This window comes from Kitasatospora sp. NPDC088346, assembly GCF_044740765.1.
Taxonomy (GTDB): domain Bacteria; phylum Actinomycetota; class Actinomycetes; order Streptomycetales; family Streptomycetaceae; genus Kitasatospora.
In genome coordinates this window covers 60,641-79,128 of sequence record NZ_JBIURH010000020.1, presented here as the reverse complement: position 1 = coordinate 79,128, position 18,488 = coordinate 60,641, and the positions used below count along the sequence as shown (strand labels likewise).

Genomic DNA, 18,488 nt, shown 5'->3' with positions numbered 1-18,488 from the left:
CGGGCCCGGGTCGACTGCGGCCGGCCGTCGCCGGGCTAGACGCTCCCTGCGGCGAGCAACCGGAGCAGCTCGGCGTCGACGATCTCCACCCGTCGGGGCCCCGTACGGACGATCTCCTGTTTCCTGAGCAGCCCGAGGGCCTTCGCGACGGCCTCGCGGGTCGCGCCGACCGCCGCCGCGAGGTCCTCCTGCGGGAGGTCCACGCCGGGGAGGCGTCCCGCCCCGGAGGCGGACGGGCTGCCCTGGGAGAGCTCCAGCAGCCTGGCGGAGAGCCTCTGGAGCACGGTCAGGGAGGCCAGGGAGCGGCGTTCCCCGTCCGCGCTCCGCAGCCGGGACGACAGCTGGCTCATCACCAGGCCGCTGGCGTGCGGATTGTCGATCAGGAAACGCCGGAAGCGGTCACCCGGCACGGTCAGTGCCGTGACGACCCCCAGTGCGGTCACCGTGGCGCTGCGCGGACGGTTGTCCAGCGCAGCCATGTCCCCCAGCAGTTCACCCGGCCCGCGCAGGCCGAGGGTCAGCCGGGTGGTGCCGCGCTGGGTCGCGGTCGACACCACGGCCCAGCCCTCCAGTACGACGAGGACGTGCGTGTCGCGCTCGCCCTCCTGAAGCAGGTGGTTCCCGGGCGGGAACACCCGTCTGCCGCCGAGGCCCGTGAGTGCTTCGCGCTCTGCGGGCTTCAGCGCAGGGAGAAACGGCTGGTCGTGTTCGAGCAGTGCCATGTCACCCCCCGCGCCCCTTCGGCTGAACGGGGCGCGCGCTTCGATGTGTACGTTAGCCGGATCCTGCACGACAGTTGGCGAAAATCTCGTTCTTGTCCGACCGTCATGAGTTTGTTATGGGCTGCTCGATGATAGTCGAACTCCCTTGCTATCAAAGGGGGTTCAGATGCGACCCGGTTCGATCGAATGCATGCCGGAACGGATCGCGGAATGATCGTCCCTGACGTCTCGTCAGGCGGATCTCGGGGGCGTGTCCGGGTCGGACCGGGGTTCGTTCGGGGGCGAACCCGGATGGCGGGGCGGGTCGGCCCGGGCAGGCTGGTCGCAGGACCGGAGGTGCCGGTCCGGATCGGTCGTTCGGGGGTACGCAGGAATGAACACCACGATGAACCGGGCCCGTTGGGCCGGGCCCGCCGCGGCGGGGGCGCTGCTCGTCGCGCTGACGGCCTCGCTCGCCACGCCGGCGGTGGCGGTGGCGGCCGAGCCCACCGCGCCACGGGCGAGTCCGTCGGGAGCGAACCCGTCCGCGGGGGGCGCGTCCGCCGCGAAGCTCCCGCCGCTGGACGGCGCGGCGATCCGCCGGGCGCTGCCCGCGCTGCCGAACGCCGACCTGACCAGCGCGCTGCTGCGGGTGTCGGGCCGGGCGGGCGCCCTGGAGACCACCTGGGGCAGCGGGGACCTGGTGACGGGCCGTCCGGTCGACGTCGACGGGCGGTTCCGGATCGGCTCCATCTCGAAGGTGTTCACGGCCACCGTGGTGCTCCAGCTCGCCGGTGAGCACCGGCTGGACCTGGACGCCCCGGTGCAGTGCTACCTGCCGGGCGTGCTGCCCGCCGGCTGGCCGCCGATCACCGTCGCCCAGCTGCTGGACCACACCAGCGGACTGCCCACGGGCAGCGGCGAGGCCTGGGGCGACGGGACCAACGCCTGGTTCGTCGAGCACCGGGCGCAGAGCGCCACCCCGCAGGAGGTGGTGGCGGGCCTGGCGGGCGAGTCGATGCGCTTCGCGCCGGGCACCGCGCAGCAGTACAACGGCATGAACACCTTCGTGGCTGGCCTGCTGATCGAGCGGATCACCGGCCACAGCTACGCGCACGAGGTGCAGAACCGGATCATCCGCCCGCTGGGCCTGCGCGACACCGCCGTCCCGGCGGCGGACGATCTGCGGCTGGCCCGTCCGACCGCCCGGGTCTACCTCACCGTGCCGGGCCCGGACGGGGGTTCGCGGCAGGAGGACGTCACCGAGCAGAGCCCGTGGCCGTGGGCGGAGGGCGGTCTGATCTCCAGCGCGCCGGACCTCGACCGCTTCTTCACGGCGCTGTTCGAGGGCCGCCTGCTGCCCCGGGCCCAGCAGCAGCGGCTGTTCACCGTGCCGGACGTGCCCAACCGCGGGAACAGCCACTGCTCGACCACTCCGGACGGCAACGGCGGCCGCGCCTGTATGAGCGAGGGCCTGGAGCACGTCCAGGTGAACGGGGTCGACCTGTGGGGCAAGACCGGTTCCCGCCCGGGCTACACCAACGGGGTGTTCGCCACGAAGGACCTGAGCCGGAAGATCGTCTACTCGCTCAACCCGACCGGCGTCGGCGGGGCGAACCTGTCGTACGTGTTCGCGCTGGCCAACGCGGTGTTCCCGGCCGCCGGTTCCTGAGGGCGGCCGGCCGGCTCAGCCGATCCGGAGCAGGAGGGAGCCGTCCTCGCGCGGCTCCACGGCGATCCGGTCGAGGTCGTCCACGTGGACGGTCGGCCCGTGCGCGGCGGCGCGCGGGCCGACGCCGACCACCCGCATGCCGGCGGCCCGGCCGGCGGCTATGCCGGCCCCGGAGTCCTCGAACACCACGCAGTCGGCGGGGTCGACACCCAGGTCGGCGGCGGCCTTGAGGAAGCCCTCCGGGTCGGGCTTGCTCGCGCCGACCGACTCGGCGGTCACCAGCAGCTCCGGCAGCGGCAGCCCGGCCGCGCCCATCCGGACCCGGGCGAGCGCCAGGTCGGCGGAGGTCACCAGCGCGTGCGGCAGGCGGTCGACGGCGGCGAGCAGCGCCGCGGCGCCGGGGACGGCGACCACGCCGTCGACGTCGGCGGTCTCCTCGGCCAGCATCTGCCGGTTCTCCGCGAGGTTCTGCTCCATCGGCCGGTCGGGCAGCAGGACGGCCATGCTCAGGTGGCCCTGGCGGCCGTGGACGACCTTCATCGCCTCGTCGGCGTCGAGCCCGTGGGCTTCGGCCCAGCGGCGCCAGCAGCGCTCGACCACCGCGTCCGAGTTGACCAGGGTGCCGTCCATGTCGAAGAGCAGGGCACGGGCGGGCAGGGTGGTGACGGCGGACATCCGGGGGCCTCCTGGGCGCTGGTTTGTTCCACCAGGGTACAAAATCGGTGGGCGTCCGGGCCCGGCGGTCCGGCGGCGCCGGCTCAGCCGTCCAGCAGGTGCGCGTTGACCGCGCGGGCCTCCTCGGCCAGTTCCGGGAGCTCGACCACCGTCACACCGGCGGCGGTCAGCAGCGCCGTCCCCTGGCAGGCCGCCACGAACAGGTCCGGCTCGCGCCAGGCCACCACCACCCGGGGGATGCCCGCCGCGATGATCAGCTGGGCACAGGTGCGCGGCCGGGAGGCGCGCTGCCCGCACGGTTCCAGCGAGCTGTAGACGGTGGCGCCGCGCAGCCGGGGGTCGTCGGGCGCGAGTTTGGCGAGCGCGGCCTCCTCGGCGTGGTCCGACGGGTCCGTCTCGCGGCTCCAGCCCTCGCTGATCGGCTCGCCGTCCGCGTCCACGATCACCGCACCGACCGAGAACGCCGTCGCCGAGGGCGGGCAGTTGCGGGACAGCTCGACGGCACGGGCCAGCCACCGCAGGTCGCCGGTCTCGGGGCCGCGCTGGGATCCGGTGTCGGGGCTGGTCACGGGGCGGACTCCTTCGGGGCGTACCTGAGCAGAACGACATCGCCCACCGTACGTGCCTCCAGCAGCCGCATCCGCCGCGCGGGCCCGCCGGGGTAGTCGGCGGTGCCGAGGAAGCGCGGCGCGTCGGCCTGCCCGACCAGCAGCGGGGCGACGGCCACCTGGAGCTCGTCGGCCAGCCCCGCGGCCAGGAACTGGGTGTGCACGCTGCCGCCGCCCTCGACCATCAGCCGCTCGACCCCGCGCCGGCCGAGGTCGTCCAGCACGTCGCCGAGCCCGACCTGCGGGCCCACCCCCACCACGTCGGCCAGGCCGTCCAGTTCCGCCCGCAGGCCCGGGGCCGCGGAGTCGGTGGTGTACGCGACCTTGTCGCCGCCGGTGTGCCAGAAGGCCAGGCCCGCCGGCAGCCGACCGCTCGCGCTGAGCGTGACCTTCAGCGGGTACGCGGGCCGGCCGGCCGCCTGCCGCGCCGCCCGCCGGGCGGGGGAGTTGACCAGCAGCCGGGGGTTGTCGCGGCGCAGGGTGTTGCCGCCGACCAGGATCGCGTCGCTGGCGGCCCGCAGTCCGTCCACCCGGTCGAAGTCCTCGGCGTTGGAGAGCAGCAGCCGTTCGGGGCGGGCGTCGTCGAGCCGTCCGTCGAGGGAGACGGCGGCGCTGAGCAGTACGTGGGGCCGGGGGGCGGGCATGGGCGTCGGGTCCAATCGTTCGGCTGGTCCGCAACGTTACGGGTGGCGGTGAGCTGTTCGCCGGACCGCCGGTCGATGTATCTCCGCCGTTCGCCCGGCGCCCCCACCCTGGTCCGGACCGCGCACCCCACGTCAGTCGAAGGGCCAACAGGTGTCCCGTCCCAGCTCGCTCGGTATCGCCGCCGCAGCGCTCGTGCTGTCCTCCCTCCCCGCGCTCGCCGCCCCCGCCTCCGCGGTGAGCTACGGCACGCCCGTCATCTCCCTCTCGGCGAGCTACCTCTCCGGCGCGATCGGCGCCACCGGCGACCCCACCGTCACCGTGACGGTCTCCCAGAGCGGCGCGGACGTCTCCGCGCTGAGCGTGGCCGCCTCCGCCAGCACCAGGACCTCCGTGGCGAAGACCACCGACGTGGCGGTGGCCGGCACCACCGGCACCCGCACCCTGACGGTGGCCGCCCGCGGCGTGGGCTACACCGACCTGACGATCAAGGTCACCGGCCTCGGCGGCAAGACCGCCACCAGGACCCTGCACTACGCGGCCTCGGCCGCCGTGCAGTACGCGGCGGACGCCCGCTACCTGACCGGTTCCAGTGACGCCTCCGCGGCCGTGGACGCGGGCGGCGGCTACATCGTGGTCGCGGACGACGAGTCCAACGTGCTGCGCCTGTACGACCGCAACTCCTCCGGCGCGCCGGTGCGGACCTGGGACTTCTCCTCGGCCCTCGGGGTGTCCAAGGAGATCGACATCGAGGCGGCCAGCCGGGTCGGCAACACGATCTACTGGCTGGGCTCGCTGGGAAACAACAAGGACGGCGAGATCAAGGCCGACCGGGCGACCCTGTTCACCACCACCGTCACCGGCTCCGGCGCCACCACCCAGCTCGCGCTGGGCGGCTCCTACAAGGGGCTGCGGGCCGACCTGATCGCCTGGGACAAGGCGAACGGCAACCGCTACGGCTTCGCGGCCGGTTCCGCCGCCGGCGAGATCCCCAAGCAGATCGACGGTTTCAACGTCGAGGGCCTGGAGTTCGCGCCGGGCTCCACCACCACCGCCTACGTGGGCTTCCGCGCCCCGCTGGTGCCGCCGGCCAACGGCGGCAAGGCGCTGCTGGTGCCGGTCACCAACATCGACCGGCTGGCGGGCGGTTCGGTGCACGCCACCTTCGGCACCCCGATCACGCTGGACCTCGGCGGCCTGTCGATCCGCGACATCCGCAAGAACGCGGCCGACCAGTACCTGATCGTGGCCGGTTCCTGGGCCGCGGACGACAACTCCGACCCGTACGCGCTCTACCGCTGGACCGGCCTGAGCGGCGACGCCCCGGTGAAGGTGGCCGACCTGCCGACCGCCGACGCGGGCGGCTGGGAGGCCGTGGTGGACGTGCCGGACCTGACCGTGCCGGGCGCCCGCGCGCAGCTGATCACCGACGACGGCTCGGCGGTGCTGTACAACGACGGTGTCGAGGCCAAGGACCTGACCCACCCCGAGTGGAAGAAGTCCCGCTCCACCTGGTTCACCGTCGCCTGATCCGCGGACGGCGGCCCCACCGCCCCGGCCGGCTCAGGCCGGCCGGGGCGGCAGCGGCAGCGGGAGGGCGGGCAGCCCGTCGAGGCTGGTGCCGACGTGCTGCTTGCCCTCGCAGTACTCGCCGAACTCCCGGTCGCTCTTGCGGCCGAAGTGCCGGGCGTGCAGCTCGCGGTCGGCGCGGTAGTCCATCAACGGCACGGCGAACCCGCAGGAGTCGCTCACCCGCTCGGCCCGGACCAGCACGACCGCGCGCAGGCCCGCGCCGTCCGCCTCGGGCGGGAAGCGCGCCAGCAGTCCGGTGAACCGCGGGTCGTCCCGGAACACCGGCTCCCCGTGCCCGTGCACCCGCAGGACCGTCGGCGGCCCCTCGAAGGCGCACCACATCAGCGTGATCCGGCCGTTCTCCCGCAGGTGGGCGATGGTCTCGGCGGTGCTGCCGCCGAAGTCCAGGTAGGCCAGGGTCAGTTCGTCGAGCACCACGAGGGTGCCGGAGCGGCCCTTGGGGGAGAGGTTGACGTGCCCGTCGCCGGCGAGCGGCGCGGTGGCGGTGAAGAAGACGGGCTGACTCTCGATGAACGCCCGCAGCCGGTCGCCGATCCGTTCGTACGTCTTTCCCATGGCCCGATTCTTCCCCGCCGGCGCACCACCCGGGCGAGTGGTTCGCGTCAGCCGGACATCGTCTCGAATGATGAGACGCCGTAGCCTGCCGTTTGCCCGGAGTTCGCCCGGGCCCTGTCCATCCCGGGCGTGCTCCGGTAGTCTCGCGCCACCCGCCACGACTGCCCGGCGGGCCCGGCCGTCCGGCTCCCGCGCACCGTACGCCCGCCGTCCGGCTTACCTGCTGTTAACGACCTCCGTACCCGCCGGTAGCAGACCGCGCCTATGGTCGGAGTCCTGCTCCGGGCCCGGCCCGTCCCCCACCGGGCCGGGCCCGGTACCGTCCTGTCCCGTGGAGACCTTCCGGGTGATGCGCCAGGACGACAACGGCAACCGCTACCTGGTGGCGGCCGGCCTGACCCGCGCGGCCGCCGATGCGCTGGCCGCCGAGTTCGAGGCCCGCGGCCACAAACAGCTGTACTGGGTGGAGGCCGAGGCGGCCCAGGGCCTGTCCTAGGGTGGCCGCCATGGAGACGCGGATCGTGGTCGGCGGGGCCCTCATCCACCGGGGCCGGGTACTGGCGGCGCGGCGCAGCGCCCCGCCCGCGGTGGCGGGCTTCTGGGAGTTCCCCGGCGGCAAGGCCGAACCGGGCGAGACCGAGGAACAGGCGCTGGAGCGCGAACTCCTGGAGGAGCTGGGCGTACGGGCCAGGGCGCTGCGGCAGCTGCCCGGCAGCTGGCCGGTCCGGCCCGGTCTGGAGCTGCGGATCTGGGCGGCCGAGCTGCTCTCCGGCGAGCCGCAGCCGCTGGAGGACCACTCCGAGCTGCGCTGGCTCGGCCCCGCCGAGCTGGACGACGTCGAGTGGCTGGAGCACGACCGGGAGGTGCTCCCGTACGTCGCGCAGCTGCTCGCCCGGCCCGCGGGACGGGGCCCGGACGGGGGCCACCGGCCCGGGTGGGCCAATCGGTAAAGACGACCCGTATGCCGGGATAGCGCCGGGTTCTGCTGGGTATGTCACTGTTCGGCAGCATTCGTCACCATCGGTGAGCCACCCGGCCGCCGGCGCGGCGACGGCGACTGCCCGCACCCCGGCGCCGTGCCGCGGTGCGCCGCCCGGAAGCCGGAGGCCCCGTAGGTGGTGAACACGGGAAGCGGCGAGGGAGAGCGGCCCCAGGGCCTTCCCCGACGTGGGGCGCGGCGCTCTCCCGGATCCGCTGTGCGTGCCGGCGGCGCCGCCGCCCGGGCCCGGCTGCGCGGCCCGCTCCGCCCCTCCCGGGCCACCGACGCCGACGCCGACCCGTCCGCCGACCGCCCGGCGGGCCGCACCGCCCCCGACCGCCCCGGCACCCCGGTGCGGGGCCGGCCCACGCTCGCCTACCCGGGCGCCGTCGGCCCGCAGGTCGCCCACGGCGAGCCGCCGGCCGGGCCGCCGGCCGAGCGACCCGAGGGCAGCCTGTTCGACGTGGTCAAGGTCGCCATCGCGATCCTGGACACCGCGGGCCGGGTGGTGCTGTGGAGCCCGGCCGCCGAGGAGATGCTCGGCTGGCCGAGCGAGGTCCTGGTCGGCCGGCTGATCGACGAGCTGATGACCGACCCCGACCCGATCGCCCAGGCCCGGGCGGCGATCCAGGAGACCCTGCGGCAGGGCCGCTGGCACGGCTTCACCGAGCTCGCCGACCGCGACGGCACGCAGGTCCGCGTGGAGGCCCGGATCTCCCTGCTGGTGGACGGCGACGGCACCCCGTTCCTCCAGGTCGCGCTGGCGGACGCGGGCACCCTGCGGGCCGTCGAGCGCGACCTCGCCGTCCGCGACGCGCTCTTCGAACAGTCCCCGCTCGGCATCGCGATCCTCGACACCGACCTGCGGTACACCGCCGTCAACCAGACCCTGGCCGAGATGAACGGCGTCCTGCCCGAGGACCACGTCGGCCGCACCACCGGCGAGACCCTGCCCGAGCGGGCCGCCGACGAGATCACCGCGATCCAGCGCCAGGTGCTGGCCACCGGCGAGCCGGTGATCGACGTGACGCTGGCCTCGCCGCTCACCGCCCGCTCCGGCTTCCGCTCGATCTCCTACAGCCGGATGACCGACCGCTCCGGCCGGGTGCTCGGCATCTCCGGCACCGTCATGGACGTCACCGAGCGCTACCGGGCGGTGGCCAAGGTCGAGCACGCCCGGCGCCGCCTGTCGCTGCTCAACGAGTTCGGCTCACGCGTCGGTGACCTGCTGGACGCCTCCCGGATCGCCCAGGAACTGGCCGGCGCCGTGGTGCCGCGGCTGGCCGACTACGCCGGCGTGATCCTGCTGCAGGCGGTCGCGCACGGTGACGACCTGCCGCGGCACGGCCACGACCGGCGGACGTCCCTGCTGCAACTCGGCGTGGCCTCCGTCCAGGACGGCCCCGAGGTCGAGGTGATGCTCCGCCGGGGCGCCCGGATCACCTTCTCCGAGGACTCCGCCTTCGGCCGGGTGCTGCGCAGCGGTGTCCCCGAACTGCTCTCGGGAAGCGACGAGTTGAGCGACATCAGCTACCCCGGCGACCCGAAGGTGCAGGCCGCCCACGACCTCGGGGTGCACTCCCGGCTGGTCGTCCCGCTGCGCGCCCGGGGCATCGTGATCGGCCTGCTGGTGGTCAGCCGGGCCGGCTACCGCGAGGGATTCGACCGCGACGACCTGGCCTTCACCGTCGAGCTCGCCGACCGGGCCGGCTCCTCCCTGGACAACGCCCGCCTGTACGCCCGGGAGCGCACCGCCGCGCTCACCCTCCAGCGCACCCTGCTGCCCCAGCAGGTGCCCCAGCCCACCGGCGTCGAGGTCGCCTACCGCTACGTCCCGGGCAGCAGCGGCACCGAGGTCGGCGGCGACTGGTTCGACGTCATCCCGCTGCCCGGCGACCGCACCGCACTGGTGGTCGGCGACGTGATGGGCCACGGCCTGCGGGCCGCCGCCACGATGGGCCGGCTGCGCACCGCCGTCCGCACCCTGGCCGGCCTGGACCTCGCCCCCGACGTGCTGCTGCGGCACGTCCACGAGCTGGCCGACGACCTGGCCCAGGGGCCCGACGAGGCGCTCCTCGCCACCTGCGTGTACGCCGTCTTCGACCCCGCCACCGGCAAGCTGGTGGCCACCAAGGCGGGCCACATCCCGCCCGTCCTGGTCGTGCCGAAGGGCGAGGACGCCGACGGGCCGGTGCGCACCGGCGGGCCGCTGCCCGGCGGGGTCGGCCAGGTGCTCGACCTTCCCTCGGGCGCCCCGCTGGGGGTCGGCGGCGTCCCGTTCGAGTCGATCGAGCTGGAGATCCCCGAGGGGAGCCTGCTGGCGATGTGCACCGACGGCCTGGTGGAGTCCCGCGACAAGGACCTGGACGTCGGGCTCGGCCGGCTGCTCAGCGTGCTGGAACAGCCCTACGCCTCGATCCAGCAGGCCTGTGAGGCGGTGCTGGCCACCATGGAGCAGGGCCGCGAGCCGGACGACGTCGCCCTGCTGCTGGCCCGGCTCGGCCGGGGCCAGGCCGGGGTGCCGACCGCCGGCTGGACGCTGCCGGCCGAGCCCACCGCCGTCTCCCGGGCCCGCCGGCTGGTCCGCGGCGCGCTCGCCGAGTGGACGGTGGAGCACCTCACCGACACCGCCGAACTGCTGGTCAGCGAGCTGGTCACCAACTCCGTCCGGTACGCCAGCGCCCCGATCGGGGTCCGGCTGACCCTCGGCGAGACCCTGCTGGTGGAGATCTCCGACCCGCTGCCCGACCCACCGCGGGAGCGGCACGCGGCGGAGGGCGACGAGGGCGGCCGCGGCCTCGAACTGGTCCGCAGGCTCGCCCTGCACTGGGGCGCCAGGGCCGAGGGGATGGGCAAGACCGTCTGGTTCGAGCTCCCGCTCGGCGACCACCCGGAGCTCTCCTTCGCCGACCACCCGGTCGTCCTGCTCGACGACCACCCGCAGGCGTGAGCTCCGCACCCGGACGACCGGTTCACGCCACCCGGGGGCGAGATCCGGCCGTCCTTCGCCGCCGGCCGGCCGACTCGTCCCCGTTCCGGAGACTGCGGTTCAGCTGCCCGATTCGATGTTGTGATGTCCGGGACGTGTGCGCCCGCGTCCGGATGATGAATACTCGGACTTCGAATATTCGGTCTTCTCGACATCCGGATGGGCACGGGTTGGAGGGGTCGGTCCGTTGAACAGTCTCCCGGCGCGGAACGCGACGAGTGGCAGCGGTCATGCCGCCGTGCCCGGTCAGCCGGGTGCCCCCATCGGGGCGCGCCGCCCGGTACCGGCACCCGCTCCCCCCGGCTGGGGCCACGGCGCGGCCGGGTCCATCTACGACTACATCCGGGTCGCGACCTTCGCGATCGGCCCGGACGGTCGGATCAGCCAGTGGAGCGACCGCGCCGCCGAGTTCTTCGGCTTCCCCGCCACCGACGCCGTCGGCGCCGACCCGATCACCACGTTCGTCCCGCGCGAGCTGTGGCAGCGCGGCCGGGCCCGGCTGGAGCGGATCCTCAGCGGCGAGGAGTGGGTCGGCACCGCCCCGTACCGGGACATGGCCGGCGGCGAGGGCCTCGCCGAGCTGTACGTGATGCCCGCCAGCACCGGCCGCGACGCGCCCGGGGCCACCTGCCTCGCCGTCGACCTGGGCCGGCTGCGCACCATCGAGACCGAACTGGCCGCCTCCGAGGCGGTCTTCGGCCAGACCCCCACCGGGTTCTTCCTGTTCGACCCGCAGCTGCGCCTGCAGCGGGTCAACGACGCCTTCGCCGGCGCCGTCGGCCTGGCCCCGCCGGACCTCCAGGGACTCGGCCCGGCCGACGTCTTCCCGGCCGGCGAGGCCGAACGCCTGCTGGTCGCCCTGCGCAAGGTGCTGAGCACCGGCGCCCCCATCCTCGACCTGCGGTTCAGCGGCGCGGTGCCGGTCGCCCGGCCGGTCGGCGACGGCCGCGAGCTCGCCCGCCGCGACGAGAACCGCGCCTGGTCGATCTCGCTCTACCGACTGAACAGCACGGCCGGCCACCCGATGGGCGTCGCCGGGCAGGTGCAGGACGTCACCAGCCGCCACATCGCCGAGCGCGAGGCGGCCGGCGTCCGCCGCAACCTCGCCCTGCTCAACGAGGCGAGCAGCCACATCGGCTCCACCCTCGACCTGGAGACCACCGCCAACGAACTGCTCGACGTGATCGTCCCGCAGTTCTGCGACGTCGCCAACGTCGACCTGTACACCGCCCTGCTGACCGGCGACGCCGGCCCGCTGACCGGCCGCCCCGGCGTCCTGGACGGCTGCGGCGAACTGCGCCGGGTCGCCGTGCGCAGCAGCGTCGGCAACGCCTCCTCGGTGTTCGGCTCCCAGGGCGGCACCGTGCAGGTCGCCGAGGCCGGCGGCACGCTCTGCTACCCGCCCAGATCCCCGCACGCCCGCGCGCTGCGCACCGGCCGCTCCACCGTGCCGCAGCCCGGCCCGGACCCGCTGCTGCGCTCGACCCTGGTCGTCCCGCTGGTCGCCCGCAACCAGGTCCTCGGCCTGGTCCAGCTCTCCCGGGCGATCGGCAGCGAGCCCTTCGACGCCCGCGACGTCGCCATCGCCGAGGAGCTGGTGGCCCGCGCCGCGGTCTGCGTGGACAACGCCCGGCTGTACCGCCGCGAGCACGAGCGCGCCCTGATCCTGCAGCGCAGCCTGCTGCCCCCCGGCAAGCCGGCCGCCAGCGGCCTGGAGATCGCCCGCCGGTACCTGCCCAGCAACAACAACACCGAGGTCGGCGGCGACTGGTTCGACGTCATCCCGCTGCCCGGCAGCCGCACCGCACTGGTGATCGGCGACGTGATGGGCCGCGGCCTGCGCGCCGCCGTCGCGATGGGCCAGCTGCGCACCGCGGTGCGCACCCTCGCCATGCTCGACCTAGACCCGGCCGAGGTGCTCTCCGCCCTGGACGAGATCGCCCGGGGCCTGGGCGACGACACCCAGTCCGGCGAGGAGATCTCCGAGGTCTACCTGGCCACCTGCGTGTACGCCGTCTACGACGCGGTCAAGCAGCGCTGCGTCTTCGCCAACGCGGGCCACCTGCCGCCGGCCCTGCTCGCCCCGGGCGAGCCGGCCCGGATGGTCGAGGTCCCGCCGGGCCTGCCGCTGGGCGTCGGCGGCGAGCCCTTCGAGGAGGTCGAGGTGACCCTCACCGAGGGCACCGTGCTCGGCCTCTACACCGACGGCCTGGTGGAGTCCCGCAAGCACCAGCTGGACGAGGGCCTGCGGGCCTTCCGGGAGGCCCTGGACAACGGTTCCCGCGAGCTGGAGCAGCTCTGCGACGAGGTGCTGGAGGAGCTCAACCCCCACCACGGCGAGGACGACATCGCCCTGCTGATGGCCAAGGTCGTGCCGCTGGCGGAGGACTCGGTCGGCGACTGGAAGCTGCCGCCCGAGCTCACCTCCGTCGCCAAGGCCCGCGAGCTGGCCTGCCGCTGGCTGCTCACCCGCGGCCTGGACGAGCTGGTCGACACCACCGAACTGCTGGTCAGCGAGCTGGTCACCAACGCGCTGCGGCACGGCCGCGGCGACATCCGGCTCCGGCTGCTGCGGGACCGCACGATGGTCTGCGAGGTCTGGGACGACGGCTACTCCCAGCCCCGGCAGCGCCGGGCCCAGGAGACCGACGAGGGCGGCCGCGGCCTGCAGCTGGTCAGCCTGCTGGCGGAGCGTTGGGGCAGCCGCCGGACGCCCAAGGGCAAGATCGTCTGGTTCGAGCTCTCGCTCTAGCCCGGGCGGGTGCTTGTCGCCGCCGCCCCGCCGTGTCGCGGGGGTGGCGGGCCCGCGCGTGTCCTTCAGTGGTCATCCCACCCGTGTGTTCGGGTCGGCCGACTATCGACGGAGGAGCGCATGCGCGCCAACCAGGTGGTCGCGGTGGCCATCGCCCTGCTGCTGGCCGGTACCACGGCCGCGTGCTCGGACGACCCCGCACCCTCAACCGCCGCCGCCGACCTCGGCGGCACCGACCGGTCGACCGTCCGGGACGGCGGCACCCTGCGGTGGGCCGTCGACGCCGTGCCGACCACCCTGAACGTCCACCAGCCCGAGGCCACCGCGGACTCCGCGCTGGTGGCCCGCGCCCTGCTGCCGAGCCTGTTCCGGCTCGACGCGCACGCCCGGGCCACCGCCGACCCGGACTACCTGGTGTCCGCCGAGTCCACCCCGCCGGGGCAGCACCCGCAGACCGTCACCTACCGGCTCAACCCCAGGGCGGTGTGGAGCGACGGCACGCCGGTCTCCGCCGCCGACTTCACCGCCCAGTGGAAGGCGCTCTCCGGCACCGACCCGGCCTACCACAGCGACCACCCGGCCGGGTACGCCGGAATCGAGTCGGTGACCCAGGGCGCCGACCCGCACGAGGTCAAGGTCGTCCTGACGCAGCCGTACGCCGCCTGGCGGGCCCTGTTCAGCCCGCTGTACCCGGCGGCCGTCACGGGCACCCCGGAGGCCTTCAACCAGCCGCTGGCCGACACCTTCCGCACCTCGGCGGGCCCGTTCACCGTGGCGGGGTACGACGCGGCCGGCGGCAAGGTCGCGCTGGCCCGCAACCCGCACTGGTGGGGGGAGCCGGCCAAGGCCGAGGAGCTGGACTTCCTGGCCGTCCCGGCCGCCGACCGGCTGGACGCGCTGGACCAGGACCGGCTGGACGTCGCCGCGCTGACCGCCTCCGTCGACCACGCCGTGCCGGCCGCCGGGGCCGGCGCCGCCGCGCCGCCGGACGCGGCGGCCGCCGCCGAGGCGTCGGCCCAGGCCCTCAAGCGGGCCGAGGCGCTGCCCGGCCTCACCCTGCACCGGGCGGCGGCCGCCGCCTTCACCCAGCTCACCCTGAACTCCTCCCGCGGCGCCCTGGCCGACCCGGCGGTGCGCCGCGCCGTGGCCCGCTCGGTGGACCGGCAGAAGACCGCCACCGCGGCGCTCGGCCCGCTCGGCCTCAAGGCCGCCGCGCTCGGCAACCACCTGCTGATGGCCGACCAGGACGGCTACCGGGACAACAGCTCCGCCCTCGGCGACACCCCCGCCGCCGACCTGCTCGACCAGGCGGGCTGGAAGGCGAACGGCGCCACCCGCAGCAAGGACGGCAAGGAGCTGAGCCTGGCCCTGCTGATCCCGGACGGCTCGGCCACCGCCCGCCGGACCGCCGACGAGCTGGCAGCCGAGCTCACCGCGGCCGGCATCGCGGTCAAGCCGCAGGCGGTCGCCCCGGACACCTTCGTGACGCAGCACCTGGCCACCGGCGACTTCGACCTGGCCCTGTTCTCCTGGCCGGCCACCGGCTACCCGGGCGGCGAGGACCGCGCGCTGTACGCCAAGCCGCGGCCCGGCCCGGACGGACTGCCGGTGGTCGGCCTGAACTACGCCAGGGCCGGCAGCGAGGAGATCGACCAGCTGCTCGACAGGGCCGCCGCCGAGCTGGACCCGGCCGCCCAGCGCGACCTGCTGCAGAAGGCCGACGCCCGGATCTGGCAGCTGGTGCACTCCGTCCCGCTCTACCAGCGGCCCGACCTGGTCGCGGTCCGCAACACCGTGGCCGGCGCCGGGGCGTACGGCTTCGGCAGCCCCCGCTACCAGGACGTGGGCTTCCTCAAGGGCTGACCGGCCGGGCCTCGGTGACCACGAGGAGCTCCATCCGGCCGGCGACCACGGCGATCCGGGCCAGCGCGGGCATCGCCGTGCGGGCCCGCTCCAGCGCCGCCCTCGCCTCGTCCGTCCGACCGACGGAGGCGAGGGCGGCGGCGTGGGTGCACTCGGCCTGGGCCCGCCAGAACGGGTTGAAGGCGAGGCCGGCGGCCTTGCGGGCGGCCCGGACGGCCGCGTCGCGGCGGCCCTCGGCCAGGGCCAGTTCGGCGGCCAGCGGGAAGTACGGCAGGGCGGCGCGATGGCCCTCGCGGACCCGGGCGGCGGTGTCGCGCAGCCGGGGCAGGTACTCGGCGGCCGGCAGTTCGCCGCTCTCCGCGGCGCCGGTCAGCGCGGCGGCCAGCAGCATCCGGACCGAGACTGCGGCCTTCGGGTCCGCGACCGCTTCGCACGCCGCGACGGCCTCCCGGGCGGCCTGTGCGTAGTCGCCCCGGGCGAGCGCGACGCCGGCCCGGATCCGGTGGCCGTGCAGGCCGTCGGGGGTGCCGGCGGGCCGCGCGGCGAGCAGGGCGGCGGCCCGGGCCGCGTCGCCGCGGTCCAGCGCCGCGCCGGCCGCCAGCTCGGCCGGGTGGACGGTCAGCCGGCCCAGGAGGGCGGAGCGGAACGGCATCAGGAACAGCACCCAGCCGGTGGTGAGCGGGTGGCGGGCCTGGCCGAGGACGAGCAGCAGGTAGATCGGGAGCAGGCCGACGGCGAACCGGAAGCCGCCGTCCCCGCCGGCGGCGGCCGCCCCGGCACCGGCGGCCAGGGTGGCGGCGAACGCCGCGAGGTGGGCCAGGTACAGCCGCGGCCCCAGCAGGCGCACGGGCAGCGGCAGGGTGGAGGTGCTGACGCCCAGCGGCAGCATCCGCACCGTGACCTGGCGGTGCCCCAGCAGACCGTCCCACAGGACCGGGCCCGCTCCCAGCGTGATGCCGGGGACGGCGAGGCCGCCGAGCCGGCCGGCCAGGGAGGGCAGGGCGAGCAGTGCGGAGAGCGCGCAGACGGTTCCGAGCAGGGTGAACAGCAAGGGTGACTCCGGGGCCGGGGGACGGTCGCACCAGCCTGCCGCCCGGGCGGTTCGAGGTGAAGAGGAGGCGGCCAAGTTGTGATCTTGACCCCGCCGGACCCCTCCGTTTCGGCTCGCGTGGGGGGTTCCCCGTACGATAGGAGGAAGCCGTGGCATGTCGTGCCCGGCAGGTGGACCGGTAGTAGCAGGCGGTACGGCGGCAGCGATCAACAGGGGTCGTCAGGTCGCAGGGTCGCAGCCGGGGCGCCGTAACCCACGATTTCGGGAGAGTTCGCTCCGCATGCCCACGCGCAATGACATCCGCAACGTTGCCATCGTCGCCCACGTCGACCACGGCAAGACCACCCTGGTCGACGCCATGCTGAAGCAGGCCGGCGCCTTCGCCGCCCACCAGCACCTCGACGACCGAATGATGGACTCGAACGACCTGGAGCGCGAGAAGGGCATCACCATTCTCGCGAAGAACACGGCCGTCAAGTACCACCCCAAGGAGGGTGGCGCCCCGATCACGATCAACATCATCGACACCCCGGGCCACGCCGACTTCGGTGGCGAGGTCGAGCGCGGTCTGTCGATGGTGGACGCGGTCGTGCTGCTGGTCGACGCCTCCGAGGGCCCGCTGCCGCAGACCCGCTTCGTGCTGCGCAAGGCCCTGACCGCGAAGCTCCCGGTCATCCTGTGCATCAACAAGACCGACCGTCCGGACGCCCGGATCGACGAGGTCATCAACGAGACCTACGACCTCTTCCTGGACCTGGACGCCACCGAGGAGCAGATCGAGTTCCCGATCGTCTACGCCTGTGCGCGTGACGGCGTCGCCTCGATGACCAAGCCCGAGGACGGCACCGTCCCGGCCGACAGCGACTCGCTGGAGCCGTTCTTCTCCACCATCCTGGCGCACGTCCCGGCCCCGACCTACGACGAGGACGCGCCGCTCCAGGCCCACGTCACCAACCTGGACGCCGACAACTTCCTCGGCCGCATCGCGCTCTGCCGCGTCGAGCAGGGCGAGCTGCGCAAGGGCCAGCAGGTCGCGTGGATGAAGCGGGACGGCTCGGTCCAGCAGGTCAAGATCACCGAGCTGCTGATGACCGAGGCGCTCACCCGCAAGCCGGCCGAGGTGGCCGGCCCCGGCGACATCTGCGCCGTCGCGGGCATCCCCGACATCATGATCGGTGAGACCCTGGCCGACCTGGAGAACCCGGTCGCGCTGCCGCTGATCACCGTGGACGAGCCGGCCATCTCGATGGTCATCGGCACCAACACCTCGCCGCTGGTCGGCAAGGGCGGCAAGGGCCACAAGGTCACCGCCCGGATGGTGAAGGACCGTCTGGACCGCGAGCTGATCGGCAACGTCTCGCTGCGCGTGCTGCCGACCGAGCGTCCGGACGCCTGGGAGGTCCAGGGCCGTGGCGAGCTGGCGCTGGCGATCCTGGTCGAGACCATGCGCCGGGAGCTGTTCGAGCTGACCGTCGGCAAGCCGCAGGTGGTCACCAAGGTCATCAACGGCAAGACCCACGAGCCGGTCGAGCGGATGACCATCGACAGCCCCGAGGAGTACCTCGGCGCGATCACCCAGCTGATGGCGACCCGCAAGGGCCGCATGGAGACCATGACGAACCACGGCTCCGGCTGGGTCCGCATGGAGTTCATCGTGCCCTCGCGCGGCCTGATCGGCTTCCGCACCCAGTTCCTCACGGACACCCGCGGCACCGGCATCGCGCACTCCATCTTCGAGGGCCACGAGCCGTGGTTCGGCGAGCTGCGGATGCGCAACAACGGCTCGCTGGTGGCCGACCGGGCGGGCGTCGTGACGCCGTTCGCCATGATGGGCATCCAGGAGCGCGGCACGCTGTTCGTGGAGCCCACGACCGAGGTGTACGAGGGCATGATCGTCGGCGAGAACTCGCGCCAGGACGACATGGACATCAACATCACCAAGGAGAAGAAGCTCACCAACATGCGTGCGGCTTCCTCGGACACCACCGAGAACCTGGTGCCGCCGCGCAAGCTCTCGCTGGAGCAGTCCCTGGAGTTCTGCCGCGAGGACGAGTGCATCGAGGTGACCCCGGAGACCGTCCGGATCCGCAAGGTCGTCCTGGACCAGAAGGAGCGCGGCCGCACGGCCTCGCGCGCCAAGAAGAACTGATTCCAGCCGGCGCCGACCGGCCGTCCGTCCTCCGGGACGAGCGGCCGGTCGGCGCTTTTTCACGCTCTGCTGTCGACGCGCGTAGCCGTGCCCGGGCCGGTCGTTCGGTATCCGAACGTGACAGACCGTCATGTATGCCGACTGTCCGTTTCGACCCTGTCTGCGTATGTCGCAAATGTCCGATTGTCGAAACCGGTTGGCTACCCATGTGACCAAATTGAGATCCCTAGTGGTCATGTTCGTATCCGTGTGTGACCGA

Annotated in this window: 12 protein-coding genes and 1 pseudogene; 8 read left to right on the top strand and 5 right to left on the bottom strand. The window is 74.0% G+C overall.

The features are described 5' to 3' along the window. Positions 1-35 precede the first annotated feature (35 nt). Positions 36-722 (bottom strand): Crp/Fnr family transcriptional regulator, encoded by a 687-nt coding sequence (locus ACIOFR_RS24330; RefSeq protein ID WP_401000647.1) that lies wholly within the window; start codon positions 720-722, stop codon positions 36-38. A gap of 373 nt (positions 723-1,095) precedes the next feature. Between ACIOFR_RS24330 and ACIOFR_RS24325 the strand changes: the two genes are divergently transcribed. Next, entirely contained in the window at positions 1,096-2,373 is a 1,278-nt protein-coding gene (locus ACIOFR_RS24325; protein WP_401000645.1) for a serine hydrolase domain-containing protein, read from the top strand. Positions 2,374-2,388: 15 nt separating this feature from the next. On the opposite strand, the gene ACIOFR_RS24320 is transcribed toward ACIOFR_RS24325, so the two are convergent. Both ACIOFR_RS24320 and ACIOFR_RS24315 read right to left on the bottom strand, forming a co-directional pair. Beyond that, the gene (locus ACIOFR_RS24320) at positions 2,389-3,048 is read right to left on the bottom strand and encodes an HAD-IA family hydrolase (RefSeq protein WP_401000643.1); all 660 of its coding nucleotides are present in this window, start codon (positions 3,046-3,048) and stop codon (positions 2,389-2,391) included. Positions 3,049-3,131: 83 nt separating this feature from the next. Continuing rightward, positions 3,132-4,300 (bottom strand): annotated as a pseudogene (locus tag ACIOFR_RS24315) (dihydrofolate reductase family protein). Positions 4,301-4,475: 175 nt separating this feature from the next. Between ACIOFR_RS24315 and ACIOFR_RS24310 the strand changes: the two are divergent. After that, positions 4,476-5,828, top strand: a complete 1,353-nt coding sequence (locus ACIOFR_RS24310; protein WP_401000728.1) for a DUF3616 domain-containing protein — start codon at positions 4,476-4,478, stop codon at positions 5,826-5,828. Positions 5,829-5,861: 33 nt separating this feature from the next. Here the strand turns inward: ACIOFR_RS24310 and ACIOFR_RS24305 are convergent, their stop codons facing one another. Then, the gene (locus ACIOFR_RS24305; RefSeq protein WP_401000641.1) at positions 5,862-6,446 is read right to left on the bottom strand and encodes a pyridoxamine 5'-phosphate oxidase family protein; all 585 of its coding nucleotides are present in this window, start codon (positions 6,444-6,446) and stop codon (positions 5,862-5,864) included. A 349-nt stretch (positions 6,447-6,795) separates the two neighbouring features. On the opposite strand from ACIOFR_RS24305, the gene ACIOFR_RS24300 reads away from it, so the two are divergent. From ACIOFR_RS24300 to ACIOFR_RS24280, 5 genes are all read left to right on the top strand, one after another. Then, positions 6,796-6,942 carry an SPOR domain-containing protein gene (locus tag ACIOFR_RS24300; RefSeq protein WP_401000726.1) on the top strand — a complete coding sequence of 49 codons (147 nt, stop codon included), beginning with the start codon at positions 6,796-6,798 and terminating at the stop codon, positions 6,940-6,942. 10 nt (positions 6,943-6,952) lie between these two features. After that, positions 6,953-7,396 (top strand): NUDIX domain-containing protein, encoded by a 444-nt coding sequence (locus tag ACIOFR_RS24295; RefSeq protein WP_401000639.1) that lies wholly within the window; start codon positions 6,953-6,955, stop codon positions 7,394-7,396. 246 nt (positions 7,397-7,642) lie between these two features. Continuing rightward, a complete protein-coding gene (locus ACIOFR_RS24290; protein ID WP_401000637.1) occupies positions 7,643-10,375 on the top strand; it encodes a SpoIIE family protein phosphatase in 2,733 nt (910 codons plus the stop codon). A gap of 277 nt (positions 10,376-10,652) precedes the next feature. Continuing rightward, a complete protein-coding gene (locus ACIOFR_RS24285) occupies positions 10,653-13,166 on the top strand; it encodes a SpoIIE family protein phosphatase (protein ID WP_401000635.1) in 2,514 nt (837 codons plus the stop codon). 120 nt (positions 13,167-13,286) lie between these two features. Then, a complete protein-coding gene (locus ACIOFR_RS24280; RefSeq protein WP_401000633.1) occupies positions 13,287-15,029 on the top strand; it encodes an ABC transporter family substrate-binding protein in 1,743 nt (580 codons plus the stop codon). Here the strand turns inward: ACIOFR_RS24280 and ACIOFR_RS24275 are convergent. After that, positions 15,019-16,080, bottom strand: coding sequence for a hypothetical protein (locus tag ACIOFR_RS24275; RefSeq protein WP_401000631.1), 1,062 nt, complete (start codon positions 16,078-16,080; stop codon positions 15,019-15,021). The genes ACIOFR_RS24280 and ACIOFR_RS24275 overlap by 11 nt on opposite strands. A gap of 280 nt (positions 16,081-16,360) precedes the next feature. On the opposite strand from ACIOFR_RS24275, the gene typA reads away from it, so the two are divergent. Next, complete coding sequence (typA, locus tag ACIOFR_RS24270) at positions 16,361-18,229, top strand: translational GTPase TypA (RefSeq protein ID WP_401000629.1); 1,869 nt, start codon at positions 16,361-16,363, stop codon at positions 18,227-18,229. Positions 18,230-18,488: the final 259 nt, after the last annotated feature.

Coding starts and splice junctions, on each gene's coding strand:
- ACIOFR_RS24330 (WP_401000647.1), bottom strand. CDS start 722: ATGGCACTGCTCGAACACGACCAGCCGTTTCTCCCTGCGCTGAAGCCC.
- ACIOFR_RS24280 (WP_401000633.1), top strand. CDS start 13,287: ATGCGCGCCAACCAGGTGGTCGCGGTGGCCATCGCCCTGCTGCTGGCC.
- ACIOFR_RS24300 (WP_401000726.1), top strand. CDS start 6,796: ATGCGCCAGGACGACAACGGCAACCGCTACCTGGTGGCGGCCGGCCTG.
- ACIOFR_RS24325 (WP_401000645.1), top strand. CDS start 1,096: ATGAACACCACGATGAACCGGGCCCGTTGGGCCGGGCCCGCCGCGGCG.
- ACIOFR_RS24305 (WP_401000641.1), bottom strand. CDS start 6,446: ATGGGAAAGACGTACGAACGGATCGGCGACCGGCTGCGGGCGTTCATC.
- ACIOFR_RS24295 (WP_401000639.1), top strand. CDS start 6,953: ATGGAGACGCGGATCGTGGTCGGCGGGGCCCTCATCCACCGGGGCCGG.
- typA (WP_401000629.1), top strand. CDS start 16,361: ATGCCCACGCGCAATGACATCCGCAACGTTGCCATCGTCGCCCACGTC.
- ACIOFR_RS24320 (WP_401000643.1), bottom strand. CDS start 3,048: ATGTCCGCCGTCACCACCCTGCCCGCCCGTGCCCTGCTCTTCGACATG.